Genomic DNA, 14,056 nt, shown 5'->3' on the forward strand with positions numbered 1-14,056 from the left:
TGTTTAAAATCTACTCAAGGCTATTTTTTTATGACTTGAATTTATGATTTACGAAATAGTTTCGTTACTTATTTTATAGTTCAATAAGATTATAGTCAATGGAATGTTTACTCTTAAACTAGGATTATGCTTGGTTTTAAAGGTTTTTTTTAATATTCGGTTCAAAAAACGTTCAAAAACGAACAAAGAAAAAAGACTTTACAAAGACAAATAACGATGTAATAATAAAAACACCGAAACCGCTTTCTGTGATATCGTCCTTACTGTTTCGTGATTTTCAGGAATTAACATGTGGTTTCGTTAAAAGGGTCATAACAAATTATCTGGGGGGTAACAAAATGGTAAAGAAGCTTTCTGCGGTATTGTTGAGCTCAGCGCTAGTGCTCTCATTAGCAGCATGTGGAAACAGCAATAACAACGCGAATGGTGAGGCTACTCCGGGCAGCGGAACAAACAAGCCTGCATCTGGTGATAAGAAAGTGATTAAGATCTTACATTGGAAACAAGAGAATATTAACAAGGTCATTACAGAAATTAATAAAAAGTTTGAAGAAAAATATCCGGAATACAAAGTGGAGTACACAACCACGGGTCCGGATGATGAATTCAAACAAGCACAAAGAGCAAGAATTACAGCTGGTGACGTAGATGTTCTTGCCGATCTATCCGGTATGAGATTGTCCCCGAAAGATTGGACACCAGGTGCGAAAGTGCCAGACTGGCAACAATGGATTGATTCCGGACTGATTGCTGATCTGAGCAACGAAGCTTTCGTTAAAAACTACAATGCGAATGATATTGCTAAAGCCGGCACTTATAAAGATAAAGTGTATGCAATCCCAACCGGTAAAGTAGCAATGTCAGGATTCTTCTATAATAAAGAAATTTTTGAACAAAACGGTCTGACTGTACCTACAACTTGGACAGAGTTCATTAGTGTTCTAGATACATTGAAAGCTAAGAGTATTGTTCCAATCGTAGTGGCTGGTAAAGACGTATGGCCATTGAAACTGCCAGTGTTCGGTTTGCAAGCTAAGATTCTGGGTGGCGGCAACCAACAACAATGGATTGAGGGCGTTTGGAAGGGAACTTCGGCATTTAACGATGCTGAGGCTGTAGAAGTATTGGAGAAAATGAAGACGCTTCAAGATAACTACATCATCGACGGTTTCTTGGGTATCGACTATGCAACAGCACCTTCGTTTTTCGCAACAGGAAAAGCAGCTATGATTGCTGACGGAACTTGGGATGCTCCTACGATCGCGGCAGCAAATCCAGATGTGAAATTTGGTTACTTCCCAATCCCAGCTACAGAAGATGCTGCTAAGAATAATTCTCTTGTCGGTAAATACGATGTAACTTGGTATGCAGCAGAAAAAGGCCCGAACAAAGAAGGTGCTTTGAAATGGCTGGAATTCTTCTCTGAACCAGAAAACTACACAGAATATGTTAAAGCAGCAGGATTCTTGCCTACACAAGACAATATTGCCACTGAAAGTGATTTTATTGACAAAGAACTTGCTCCATACATGACTGGAGATTTCGAGCTTGCTTATGAAATTATGATGATTAACCGTGACAACGTTGGTGAACACATTGCAGCTGAAGGCGTTCACACTGAGTATTTGGCACCAGGCGGCGAGTTTAAAACCGCTAAAGAGCTTGCAGACGTACAACAAAAAGAATGGGAAGCAGCAGCACCTAAATAAGTAGCTATCCCAATAAATAAAAAAGAATCTACAACATACTGTACACCAAACATGTTTTACAGCTTCGGGGTCTGTTTTGTGCAGGCCCCGATCATTTTATTGAATTAGGATTGGGTAGGTGAGAGAAATGTATCCGTTCGGGAAAGGTTTTAAACGATATATACCGCTTCTGCTGCTAATGATTCCATTATCATTGTATGTAATTTTCTATTTTGGCCCATCTATGATGACGGTCATCTATTCATTTACAGATATCACTAACGTTCCTGGAAGCAAGATGAGTTTCGTAGGCCTTGACAATTATTATGATGTATTTTACTCAGGAAATTCAGGCGAGCGTTGGGATTCCATTATACGTACTATTTATTTCATGGTCATTGTAACCATTGTACAGAACGGTGTCGGTCTGCTTATGGCCGTAGTTATCAATCAGAAGCTGAAAGGCGATTATTTCTATCGCGCGGTATTCTTTTTACCGGTTGTGCTTGGTGTGGCGGTAGTTGCACTGGTATGGGGCATGATGTTCGATCCGCTGAGTGGTCCGGTTAACCAACTGTATGATTCTTTGTTCGGTTATAAAGATATGTTCTTTGGAAGCTTCACTCATGCGTTCGGTTATATTATATTTACGCAAATTTGGATGTATATGGGATATTCGATGTTGATTTTCCTTGCGGGACTACAATCCGTACCGAAAGATTTGTATGAGGCTGGATATATAGACGGAACTACGAAGTGGCAATCTTTTAAAAATATCACATTCCCACTTATCGCTCCATCCTTTACGATTAACATTATTTTGTCTATTATCGGTGCGATGTCCACCTTTGATATTATTCTCGCAACTACGGACGGTCGCTTTAACACAAGAACGATGGCATATGACGTTTATAAAGAGACGTTCCGTGGTTCTCTACAGATGGGACTTCCTTCCGCGCTTTCCGTGGTTCAGTTCCTTATGATTCTGGTGTTTGTAGTATTTGCAGTGAAACAAATGCGTAAGAGAGAGGTGGAATATTAATGAAGGATTCCAAAACCGCCAAAACTCTCTCTTATATTCTGATTGCAGTGTTGCTTGTTTTGTATATCATGCCGTTGTTATTTGTAATCAATATTTCATTCAAGTCCTTTACAGAATATCTGTTAGATCCTATCGGTCTCGTAAAAAGTATTCAATGGGATAATTATAAAGAAGCTTGGCTACAGGGTAATTTCTCTAATTATTTCTTAAACAGTCTGCTGTATACAGCCGTAGCAACAGTGCTGACCCTAATTGTTTCGTTATTCGGGGCCTTCCCGGTGGCGAGAAATTATGTGAAGTGGAGCGGATTTATTTATTTGTTCTTCTTGATGTCTCAGTTCCTGCCGAATCCAATGGTCGCACAGTTCAAGCTGATGCTTACCATGAAACAGGAGCTAGGATTTGTAGGTTATGACACGAAGCTGGGTTACATTCTCCTTAAAACAGGCGGAACGGGTATCGTGTTCATGATGTTTGTAGGTTACATCAAAGGAATTAGCCGGGAGATGGATGAAGCAGCAGGTATGGATGGCGCTGGATATATGCGTTATTTGTTCCAGATCATCATGCCACTTATGAAACCAGTAATTGCTACAGGTGTTATTCTAACAGCAATTAGTATCTGGAATGACTTCGTGGGGCCGGTCATGTATTTACCGAGTCCAGAAAACTATCCAATCACCTTCGGGCTTAAAGAATTCCGCGGTCAATACGGAAACAACTGGCCTATGTTGGCGTGCGGGATCATGATCGTATCTGCACCGCTTATCATCCTATACACCTTCATTCAAAAGTATATCGTTGACGGTGCATTGGCAGGTGCGGTTAAAGCTTAAGTAGTTGTGTAAATGAGAGGATGGAGAGAATGGATCGTAATAAAATTCATGGCTTCGAATTCACCGGAAATGATGGGGAATTCAGGCTTCAGCAACCGGATCGCAGCAGTTTTCTATATTTCCCTCTAGTGAATGAAGGGGGAATGATGTCGACAGTAACTCCAAAACTTCATGGTCAGGTTACCACAGGTCATAATTCATTTTTAACACCGCCATTATCTGTTGAAGATTTGCATAATTCGCGGGCTTCCCGCAACTTCTGGGTATACGTAGACGGCAAGGGAGCTTGGTCGGCAGTGGGGAACTCCGCTAAGCAAAATGCCGATTTTTATACATCGTCTACTGATGAAGCAGTACTAGAGGCTGGTTTCTTGTGGCAACGCGTAACGCGTTGTAACGCAGAGATGGGTGTTAAAGCAGAAATCACCAGCTTTGTGCCAAGTGGTAATGATAAAGTCGAATTAATGAAGGTTACGTTGACCAATACAGCAGCAGAGGCTATTACGCTGACACCGACAGCGGTAGTTCCGATTTACGCGCGTTCGGCGGATGATCTGCGCGATCATAGACATGTAACCTCCTTGCTTAACCGGATTTATACTTCACCCTATGGTGTTGAGGTTCAGCCTGCGCTCTCCTTTGATGAGCGGGGACACCGCATCAATCACACTTCTTATGGAGTATTTGGTGCAGAGGGTGACGGCAGTCAACCTGCGGGGTTCTTTCCGGTGCAGGAGGAGTTCATTGGAGAAGGTGGAAGCCTGGATTGGCCGGAAGCTGTTATCCTGAACAACACGCCGGAGATTGGCAAGGGCGGAGGCGTACAAAGAGAGGGATATGAGGCTATCGGGGGTCTTCGTTACGAAACGCTTACTCTGTCTCCTGGTGACAGCCATTCTTATATAGTAGTTATGGCGATCCATAATGAGAGAATTGACGTGGATGCTTTGATGAACAAATATGGTACATCTGAAGCTTTTGATCATTTGCTTGAGGAGACTAAAGCCTTCTGGGCAGATAAAGTGAATATGGTAGAATTTCATACCGGTGATTCAGATGCTGACCAATGGATGAAATGGGTTACGATTCAACCCGTGCTGAGAAGACTTTATGGTAACTCCTTCTTGCCTTATCATGATTATGGAAGAGGCGGACGTGGCTGGCGGGATCTTTGGCAGGATTGTCTAGCACTCCTTATTATGGAACCGGCTGAAGTACGGAGCTTACTGCTGAACAACTACGCTGGGGTAAGAATAGATGGTAGTAATGCCACTATTATCGGTCAACAGCCTGGTGAATTTATTGCCGACCGTAACAACATCCCGCGGGTGTGGATGGATCATGGGGCTTGGCCGTTCTTAACTACTATGTTATATCTGGATCAGAGTGGTGATCTTGATTTCTTATTGCAGGAACAGACGTATTTCCGCGATACCTTTATGAGTCGCTGTAAGGAACGTGATACTTCATGGGATACCTCGCTAGGAAGTGATCTCAGAACAACTTCTGGTGAGGTTTATAAAGGTACGATTCTGGAACATATCCTGCTGCAAAATCTGGTTCCGTTCTTTAATGTTGGAGAGCACAATAATATCCTGCTGGAGGGTGCAGACTGGAATGATGGTCTTGATATGGGCGCAGACCGGGGTGAGAGTGTAGCTTTCACAGCATTCTACGCAAGTAACTTATTGGATATTTCTCGTGTGCTGCGTACGCTAAAGACTTCTAAAGGGCAAGAGACAGTTGAATTGGCAGAAGAAATGAAACTATTGCTAGATTCGCTTGGTGAGCAAGTGGATTATGAATCTGTATCAGGCAAGCATGAAAGACTTAATCAATATTATGCTGCCGCTCCGAACAAAGTTAGCGGTATTCGTGCAGCACTCGACATAGAGACAGTAGCGGACGATCTGGAACAAAAAGCAGAGTGGATCTTTAATCACTTGCGCCGCAATGAGTGGGTGGAAAGTGAACAAGGTGGAGGCTGGTTTAACGGTTATTATAATAATGATGGAGAACAAGTGGAAGGGGAATTCGCAGAAGGCGTTCGAATGACGCTTACAGGTCAAGTATTCCCGCTGATGGGTCATGCAGCTGCGCCAGAGCAAATTCCGCATATCATTGCCGCCGTGGATCGTAATCTACTGGATGACAAAATTGGGTACAGACTTAATTCCCGTTTTGGAGGCATCCAGCAGAATCTGGGTCGTGCCTTTGGCTTTGCCTTTGGACATAAAGAGAACGGTGCTATGTTCAGTCACATGACCATCATGTATGGCAATGCGTTGTATAAACGCGGATATGTGAAAGAAGGACATAAAGTATTAGAATCTCTGTATAGCTTAAGTACTGACTTTGCAAAAGCCCGCATATACCCAGGAATTCCTGAGTATATTAACGAGCAAGGCAGAGGGATGTATACGTATTTAACAGGATCAGCAAGCTGGCTGCTGTTAACTATGGTTACTGAAGTATTTGGTGTAAAAGGTAAGCTAGGCGATCTTTTGTTGGAACCGAAGCTTGTTAAAGAGCAGTTTGATTCCGAGGGAAAGGCCTCTATTAAGACAATCTTCGCGGATCGCGAGTTTGAAGTGGTCTATAAAGCCACAGGAAGCTTAAACTACGGGGAGTACCAAATACACTCTGTTACCCTGAATGGCAGCGAGGTGACGCTGCAGCGCGGCTCAGGAAGTGCGATTATTCCGCGTGAAGAGTTGCTCTCTCTGCAGACAGAGAAATGCCACTTGATTGAAGTGACATTGGCGTAGCTTTATACGATATTTTAAGACGTCTGCACCGTTATTCATAGCGGCTGCAGACGTTTTTTTTCAATAATGAATATTTATTCATTGTAACAATGAACGAAAGGGCGCGTTAGGTATGGGTTGCAGACTGTCAAATGGCATATTAACTGTCGATATCGCTGATATCGGAGAGTATAAGGGCACTCGTTTTGACTGGACAGGATTTATTACACAGGTGACATTAGAAGAGGGGAAACATACGTTTTGTGTGCCGGAAAGCTTGAAGCCAGGCGAAGGAACTGGAGGCAAGGGGTTTTGTAATGAGTTTGGCATTTCCCGGGCAATTGGATATGATGAAGCACCAATCGGAGGCTGGTTTCCAAAAATCGGAGTCGGATTATTACAAAAAGGAAATTCCCCATTATACAGTTTCAATGAGGAGTTCCCCTTAACCTCTTTTAGTAAGGATGTCGAAGCAGGGAATGATGCGGTCACCTATACGATCCACCCAATGGAAAGCAACGGATATGCTGTGCAGCTAACCAAAACGATTTCTTTACAGGGGGATCTATTAATAATTGCATATGAATTGCATAACAAAGGGCAGAAGCCTTTCCATACGGAGGAATATATTCACAACTTCATCGGAATCGACGGGTTGAATATTGGGCAGGATTTCGAACTGCGTCTTCCGAGGGAAATCAAGGTAGTAGAACCAGAATCCTCCTATACGAAAGAATTGCTAGAGGTATCCGGGAATACCCTTACTTGGTCAAAGGAACCGGATAAACCCTTTTATTGCAGGTTGAGCGGTTGGGAAGGTCAGGAAAATGAGTTCACCTGGGAGTTGGTTCATAAGCCTAGTGGAACAGGCGTGCGAGAGAGTGGGGACTTTCCAGTAGAACGTATGGCCCTGTGGGGAGAAGGTCATGTAGTCTCTCCTGAAGTATTTGTGAACATTAGTCTTTTACCGCGTCAAAGCAAGAGCTGGCGCCGATCTTACCGGTTTTTCACTGCGAAATGAGTACCGTCTTAACCTTTTATGTGAATAATTATACTTGCTGGTGCGGGAGAATATTGCTATCATAACCATATCCATATTGATAGGAGAGAAAGGGTGGGGAGCAGTTTTGAATAAGAGAGCATACAATTTTAATGCCGGACCGGCAGCATTGCCGCTTAAGGTACTGGAACGCGCACAAGCGGAGTTTGTTGATTTCCGGGAAAGTGGAATGTCTATCATGGAGATGTCGCACCGTGGTGCCATTTACGAATCCGTGCATAACGAAGCGCAGGAACGTCTGCTTTCGCTCCTCGGCAATCCGAAGGGCTATAAGGTATTGTTCTTACAAGGCGGAGCAAGCACGCAGTTTGCAATGATCCCTATGAACTTGATTTCCGAAGGCCAAGTAGGTAGCTATGTAATGACAGGTAGCTGGGCAGATAAAGCTTATAAAGAAGCCAAATTGGTAGGAGGCGCTCATGTTGCTGCTTCTTCCGAAGATAAGAAATTCTTGGCTATACCTGAATTAAGTTCGATCAAAGCTGCGGAGAATGCTGCTTACCTTCATGTTACTTCCAACGAGACCATTGAAGGAACGCAATATGCAGAATTTCCGGATGCAGGCTCGATTCCGTTAATCGCGGATATGTCCAGTGATATACTTTGCCGTCCAATCGATGTGAACCAATTCGGAATGATCTATGCCGGAGCACAAAAGAACCTTGGACCTTCAGGCGTGACTGTAGTTATCGCGAAAGAAGAATTGCTTGCAGAATCACCTTCTAACATTCCTACTATCATGCGTTACAGCACTCATTATAAGAATAACTCTCTTTACAATACACCTCCATCTTTCTCTGTATATATGGTGAACGAAGTATTAAAATGGATTGAGGAGCAAGGCGGCTTAGCTGGCATCCTTTCCAAGAACCTTGAAAAATCGGGTCTGTTATATGATCACATCGATGGAAGTGACGGTTTCTACCGTGGTGTTGCAGAACAAGGCAGCCGCTCTATTATGAACGTTACTTTCCGGATGCAATCAGAAGAACTCGAAAAGCAGTTTGTCAAAGCTGCTGAACTGGAAGGTTTTGTCGGCTTAAAGGGTCACCGCAGTGTTGGGGGCTTGCGTGCTTCCATCTACAATGCAGTTCCTTACGAAAGTGTAAAAGCACTATCCGATTTCATGAACCATTTCCGGCAAACTCAAGGTTAATGAATTCTATCTATAACCTTCCGCCTTCTTGGTGGAAGGTTTTCAGTTTGTTTGGAGAAGCTATGGTTAGGCACTAGAGTAAAACATCTGGCTATTAAGCCTTTAGAGAGGAAGGAACCATATAATGGCACTCCATATCGTATTAGTCGAGCCGGAAATTCCGGCCAATACTGGCAACATTGCGCGTACTTGCGCCGCTACCGGCACTCATCTTCACTTGGTTCGTCCACTCGGATTCCGTACAGACGATGCTACATTAAAAAGAGCAGGATTAGACTATTGGCATGCTGTTACTATTGAATATCACGACTCCTTTGCTGAGGTTTTGGAGAAATATAGCGAGGGGCGTTTCTTTTACGCAACGACGAAAGCAGAGAAAAGATACAGCGACTTTGAGTTCCAAGATGGCGATTTTTTTGTTTTTGGCAAGGAAACGAAGGGGCTTTCTGCAGAGATTCTAGAAGCAGGTAAAGAAACAAAAATGCGCATGCCAATGAGTGATGCTGTGAGATCTCTGAATTTATCCAATTCGGCAGCAATTATTGTGTACGAGGCGCTTCGACAATTGGATTTCCCTAATCTTATTTAAAAAAAGACAAATTTTTTATTTTTTTCAGCAGGATTCGACAATTAGGTAACGAAATATATTGAAAGAGCCGAAATAAGTAGTAGCTACTAAATAATTTTTCTTGAACAGGAGAGGTGTACGTTAGTTATGAAACCTGCTGGTGTAGTTCGCAAAGTGGATCAGTTGGGTAGAATTGTTCTGCCTAAGTCCCTGCGTAAAAGGTATCAGATGAATGAAGGCGACCCGGTTGAAATTTTGGTACAGGGTGACCATATCATCTTGGAGCGTTACCGTCCAAAATGTGTTTTCTGTGGATCGATGGATGGTGTAAGCGAATATAAAGATCGTTATATTTGTTCTGCATGCCTTTCGGAAATGACTCAATTGCCAAGACATGCCTAAGAAGTACATATTTTGAATTTTGACAGCCAAGAGCTTATAAAAAAACTGTCCTCTTCGTAGAACTCTTCTACTTGGGGGCAGTTTTTTTATGTATACAAAAAATGCCCCCGCACCAAGTGGCTGCAGGGACATATCGGCTTTATAGGCCTTTTGTTTTGTCGTCGTTGTAAGATGAGGTAAGGATGCCGACCGTAAATAACACAAATACGAACATTACGATCCAAAAGGTTAATGAGAACGACATACTGGCACCTCCAATAGCGAATGTATTCGTTATCAAGATTATAACCTGCAATTTAATAAAAATAAACGCAAATGTGATATGTTACATAGACAATTTACTATATTATTTAAAAAACAGAAAATTCGTGGGCACAGCTCTTAGATTTCCATCAGATGGTTTATTGATAACTCTTCCGTTAAAGATCAATGAGGAAGAGCCACCACCATCTAAATTATAAGCATCTACGAGACCCATATTCGATAATTTGTTCTGAATCTCCTCCAGCTGTGCACCAGAGCTGCCATACTCATTATATCCATCCGCTACAAAAAGCAGGATCTGATCATCTTTATATTTGCCGATCACGGTACGTGGTGCCCGATTAGGGGATGTTTTCCACTTTTCGGGTATGGGTGTTTTGATGTTGTTTTTAAGGAGGACAGGCACAAAGGTGGCGCCGAATACCGGATCTAGCTGATCTAATTGTGCGCGACTGTAGAATTTCCCGCCGATTAATTGCCCGGATTTGTTCAGCCCAACAAAACTTAGGTCCTTGTACGTCGGCTCAAAACCGTATAAATACTTTCCATCTACTACAGTTGTGCTTAAGGGATAACGTTTTCCGGATTGATCTGCAAAGCCGCCCGCATTAATACCAGCAATGGCACCATTACGCTGTACGGCATGCATAGTAGTTTCCGCACCGGAGGCTGTCTCCGCCAAGCTCATCTTCATAGCGGTCGGGTCCTTCAATTTGATTTTCAACGCATAAGCTTTGTAGTTTCCTGGATTCAATCGATATAACTCAACTCTTATACGGTCGCTAGTAACGATCTCTGAAGGTATACCAAGCTTGGCTGAAATCCTGCGGTTATAGATCAGTTCAGGCCGGGTCGCCTGAGTCTGTGCTGTTTCGACCAGCTTATTCATCGTAGTGGTAGTCTCTTTATATAGCTTGGCACTAGCACTGACAGCATCAATGGTGTAAGCTGCGGAGGCCTCTGCCAGCGTCAGCTCTTTTTTTAAGGAAGCTGTTTCATTCACTGGCCCAGCGCTTGGTGTGAATTGTCCTACATCAAGGTCTAGCTGTAGCGGTGGTCGATACCACGACATACAAATAAACAAGCCTATGAACGGTGCAGTTAGAAGCATGAAGAAGCGGTTTACTCTTTTGACTGGCGTCATCATTTGATCAGATCCATTTCTTTCTTCAAAGCTTCTAACTGTTTGCTTACCTCACTCAATTGCGTATATAGCTTGTTGCTGTTATCTGTCTTGGCACTAGCATTATCTTTAGTGAAGGTTAATAGTTCGTTAAAGCTTTGCACTGTATTCTGCAATTCCTTCACTTCTTCAGAGAGAACGGCAATTTTTGCTTCATAGTCGGTCTTCAAAACGGTAAGCTGCTGCTGGCTCTGAGTACTAAGTTCGGTAAGCACCTGTTGCTTCAGATGGTTCGTGTAGCTGTATACAGCATATACGCCGAGTCCGATCATCATAATCCAGAACAGTAAAAACCATTTTACGGAAGGGCCGTTTCTCGCAGTAGTAGAGCGCGAGCGTACCGGGGACGTTTCCGCTAGCGGTTGCATTTTATCACCTCGGGTTGGTCTTTTTTTCAAGTCCCCATTCTATCAGACTTTGACAAGATTCGCAAAAATGTAAGAGAGTATGAAAACTAGAAAAAGTAATTGCATCCTATTAAACTACTGCGATACAATTTCTATAGATTGGAATTCTGATAGACGTACACAAGGTAACCAGCTAGAGATTATACAGACAAGTCATCATACAGCCTTGCTTGCGTTTTAACCGGAAACGCTGCGGCGCTTTCCTTTCTAGATGATTATATATAGAGCAGGGGGTCAGGGCATTAATGATGAAGGTTTGGCAGGTGGTCATTGTGGGGTGTCATCCTACAAGTATGCTGGGGACAAAATTGATTTTGGAAGAGGAAGAGGGGCTTAAGGTTCTGGGAATGTATTCCACTTGGGACGAAGGCGCTACCATCGTAAGGGAAAAAAATCCCGAGCTAGTGCTAGTAGATTATCATATGCCTGAGGGGAATATTGAGAGTGTGCTGTTAAATATGAAAAAAAGCTCACCAAACTCACATTTTGTCGTGATGACAGACGAAGACGGGCGAGAACTGCTTCAGCCCCTCGTAGAACTAGGAGCCAGCGGGATATTCTCGAAGGGAGCTTCTCCCCGTCAGCTTTTACAGCTGATCCTGGGTTTACGGGAGGGTTTTCTTTCAATGCCGTTGGAATGGATTGAAAAAGGAGCTTGGCCGATTTCGACATTTAAAGGATTAGATGATGTTCTGCAACTGACGGAGACAGAGATGTTTATCATGGAGCGAATTGTTCAAGGGATTACCTACGATAAAATTGCGCTTGAAATTGCGGTAAGCCGTCGGTCCATTGATAATTATTTGCGCAAAATCTATGTAAAGCTCGATGTTTCGACCCGGGCACAAGCGATTGAGAAATTCGCGCTCTTCTCAAGACAAAACAGGCAAATCTACGCCTAACCCACGCTTTACGACATAATGACGTATGGGGTGGAATATTCTTGGAGTAGAAGTAAGAATATCATGTTGAATGGGTAACCATCCCATCCTTGGATGAGGATGACGAAGCCGTTTCTACTTGGTAACAGGGAAGGGGGATTTCGCATGATTTACGAATTTTCTGCTCGCGCACACACATTGTTGTCGTCATCGCTTCTTAGTATCCGCACCCAAACACGGAGAAGCTCCATGATATCGCTAGCTGAAGAATTACCAGCGGAAGAACTATTCCCATTGTCACTGCTTGCTGAAGCAGCATCTACGGTGATTTCAGCAGATGCGGGAGCACTGCAATATGGTGATCCTGCAGGGTACGGACCGCTTCGGGAGTGGCTTGCAGGGGATTGGCTTAAAGAAAAAGGGGTAAATGTTGTTGAAGGTGGAGTTCTGCTAACAACGGGTAGCCAGCAAGCCATTGATTTGTTGTCGCGGGTGTATATTGATCCAGGAGATCGTGTATTAGTAGAAAATCCGACCTCTCCAGGATTTTTGCAGACTCTTCGGATGCAGGGGGCCGTTATTATTCCTGTACAGGGTGATTTGGACGGGCTTGATCCGGAGCATTTGCGGAGCCAGATCGAGCTGCATAAGCCGAAAATGCTGTTCGCAACCCCTAGCTTTACCAATCCAAGCGGCATTTTATGGAGTTTGGAGAGACGCCGCGAAGTATTGGATTTATGTATCGCATATAACATCTTGATTGTGGAAGATGATTCTTATGGGGATTTGCACTTCCAGAAGCAGGGTGAACACAAGGCTAAAAGATATCCGTCTTTGTATGCACTGGAAAATATCAGCGATGGCGGACACGTACTTTATATCGGTTCGTTCAGCAAGACCGTTGCGCCCGCGCTGCGGACGGGCTGGGCGGCAGGCAGCCGAGTCTTGATCAGAATGATGTCTGCGGCTAAGCAGATGGCCGATTGGCAGTCGAGCGCATTAAATCAGCGGCTGCTGCATCATTTATTGGATGTGTCTGCGTTTGATCTGCGTGAGCATATCGCGCAGCTGAATCGAGAGTATAACACCCGTCTGAAGCTTATGGTGGAACTGCTCAAGCGGCCTGCTTGGAAGGGCAGCTCCTATGACCTTCCATCAGGAGGCATGTTCCTGTGGGTCGCACCACCAGAGGGAATGGATGTTATGGCGTTGCTCAAATGTGCGCTAGGTAAGGGAGTGGCTTTTTTGCCAGGTCCGTTATGTAGTGTAGATGGAGTCAGCAATCACCTTCGCCTTAACTTTAGCCATCCCGGCCGTGATGAGCTGCTGCTTGGCATGAATCTGATGAGCGAAGCGGTTAAGGAGTTCACAGCACGGAGTTAGGTAGTGGAATGAAAGTTGGGAATGAAATGATTGAAATGAATGACATGATGAAAACACAAGACACTTTTAGAGCTAAAACAAGGACAGAATTACAAGTCGGGCAAGATGAAGTTCGTGATGAGAGATTAATTAGGGAAATCCTCCCTAAAACTGGTCGATTTGAACTCTAAAATGGACTGTTTAGGGAATTTCTCCCTAAAAAATCAAGGGATTCCCCGTTTTAGGGGTAAATCTGGCGAAAATCAGGGAGGAATTCCCTAAAATGCAGTTTTTAGCGTGTGAATCGAAGAATATTGGGGAGGATTTCCCTAATAACTTAGTGTGCCTTTTTCGGAATGGTGTTTTTAAAGCTTATTTTGCTTTGAATGATTCAGCAAGAGTAGCTTGTTAAAGCAAGAGTAGAGAAAATAGTAATTAGTAAATAGCGCTCGTGTTCGAA

General features: G+C 43.6%; 13 protein-coding genes. 11 read left to right on the plus strand and 2 right to left on the minus strand.

Translation table 11 applies throughout. From position 1 onward, the window contains the following. The first annotated feature begins 338 nt into the window (after positions 1 to 338). The 8 genes from MHI51_RS08565 to MHI51_RS08600 all read left to right on the plus strand — a co-directional run bounded on the left by MHI51_RS08565 (position 339) and on the right by MHI51_RS08600 (position 9,499). On the plus strand, positions 339 to 1,709 hold the full coding sequence (locus tag MHI51_RS08565; protein ID WP_076126433.1) for an ABC transporter substrate-binding protein: 1,371 nt from the start codon (positions 339 to 341) through the stop codon (positions 1,707 to 1,709). Between the two features lie 127 nt (positions 1,710 to 1,836). Beyond that, complete coding sequence (locus MHI51_RS08570) at positions 1,837 to 2,730, plus strand: carbohydrate ABC transporter permease (protein ID WP_076126435.1); 894 nt, start codon at positions 1,837 to 1,839, stop codon at positions 2,728 to 2,730. Further along, entirely contained in the window at positions 2,730 to 3,566 is an 837-nt protein-coding gene (locus MHI51_RS08575) for a carbohydrate ABC transporter permease (RefSeq protein WP_036684447.1), read from the plus strand. The genes MHI51_RS08570 and MHI51_RS08575 overlap by 1 nt, the downstream gene beginning before the upstream one ends. Positions 3,567 to 3,595: 29 nt before the next feature. After that, on the plus strand, positions 3,596 to 6,334 hold the full coding sequence (locus MHI51_RS08580) for a GH36-type glycosyl hydrolase domain-containing protein (protein ID WP_076218320.1): 2,739 nt from the start codon (positions 3,596 to 3,598) through the stop codon (positions 6,332 to 6,334). Between the two features lie 112 nt (positions 6,335 to 6,446). Next, a complete protein-coding gene (locus tag MHI51_RS08585) occupies positions 6,447 to 7,334 on the plus strand; it encodes a hypothetical protein (RefSeq protein ID WP_405173766.1) in 888 nt (295 codons plus the stop codon). A 106-nt stretch (positions 7,335 to 7,440) separates the two neighbouring features. Next, on the plus strand, positions 7,441 to 8,529 hold the full coding sequence (gene serC, locus MHI51_RS08590) for a 3-phosphoserine/phosphohydroxythreonine transaminase (protein WP_405173767.1): 1,089 nt from the start codon (positions 7,441 to 7,443) through the stop codon (positions 8,527 to 8,529). 124 nt (positions 8,530 to 8,653) lie between these two features. Then, positions 8,654 to 9,118, plus strand: a complete 465-nt coding sequence (gene trmL, locus MHI51_RS08595; RefSeq protein WP_076135879.1) for a tRNA (uridine(34)/cytosine(34)/5-carboxymethylaminomethyluridine(34)-2'-O)-methyltransferase TrmL — start codon at positions 8,654 to 8,656, stop codon at positions 9,116 to 9,118. A 126-nt stretch (positions 9,119 to 9,244) separates the two neighbouring features. Continuing rightward, positions 9,245 to 9,499: an AbrB/MazE/SpoVT family DNA-binding domain-containing protein gene (locus tag MHI51_RS08600; RefSeq protein ID WP_036684437.1), complete on the plus strand. Its 255-nt coding sequence runs from the start codon at positions 9,245 to 9,247 to the stop codon at positions 9,497 to 9,499. Positions 9,500 to 9,845: 346 nt separating this feature from the next. On the opposite strand, the gene MHI51_RS08605 is transcribed toward MHI51_RS08600, so the two are convergent. Continuing rightward, positions 9,846 to 10,910: a phosphodiester glycosidase family protein gene (locus MHI51_RS08605; protein WP_143761961.1), complete on the minus strand. Its 1,065-nt coding sequence runs from the start codon at positions 10,908 to 10,910 to the stop codon at positions 9,846 to 9,848. Beyond that, positions 10,907 to 11,314 carry a hypothetical protein gene (locus MHI51_RS08610; RefSeq protein WP_036684435.1) on the minus strand — a complete coding sequence of 136 codons (408 nt, stop codon included), beginning with the start codon at positions 11,312 to 11,314 and terminating at the stop codon, positions 10,907 to 10,909. The genes MHI51_RS08605 and MHI51_RS08610 overlap by 4 nt, the downstream gene beginning before the upstream one ends. Positions 11,315 to 11,598: 284 nt before the next feature. Between MHI51_RS08610 and MHI51_RS08615 the strand changes: the two genes are divergently transcribed. The 3 genes from MHI51_RS08615 (at position 11,599) to MHI51_RS08625 (ending at position 13,787) form a co-directional block, all read left to right on the plus strand. Then, positions 11,599 to 12,255 (plus strand): response regulator transcription factor, encoded by a 657-nt coding sequence (locus MHI51_RS08615; protein WP_036684433.1) that lies wholly within the window; start codon positions 11,599 to 11,601, stop codon positions 12,253 to 12,255. Positions 12,256 to 12,399: 144 nt separating this feature from the next. Continuing rightward, positions 12,400 to 13,617 (plus strand): PLP-dependent aminotransferase family protein, encoded by a 1,218-nt coding sequence (locus MHI51_RS08620; RefSeq protein ID WP_076277658.1) that lies wholly within the window; start codon positions 12,400 to 12,402, stop codon positions 13,615 to 13,617. Positions 13,618 to 13,625: 8 nt separating this feature from the next. Further along, entirely contained in the window at positions 13,626 to 13,787 is a 162-nt protein-coding gene (locus MHI51_RS08625) for a hypothetical protein (RefSeq protein WP_179087044.1), read from the plus strand. Positions 13,788 to 14,056: the final 269 nt, after the last annotated feature.

The organism is Paenibacillus sp. FSL H8-0260 (assembly GCF_045040625.1).
GTDB lineage: Bacteria > Bacillota > Bacilli > Paenibacillales > Paenibacillaceae > Paenibacillus_AQ > Paenibacillus_AQ odorifer.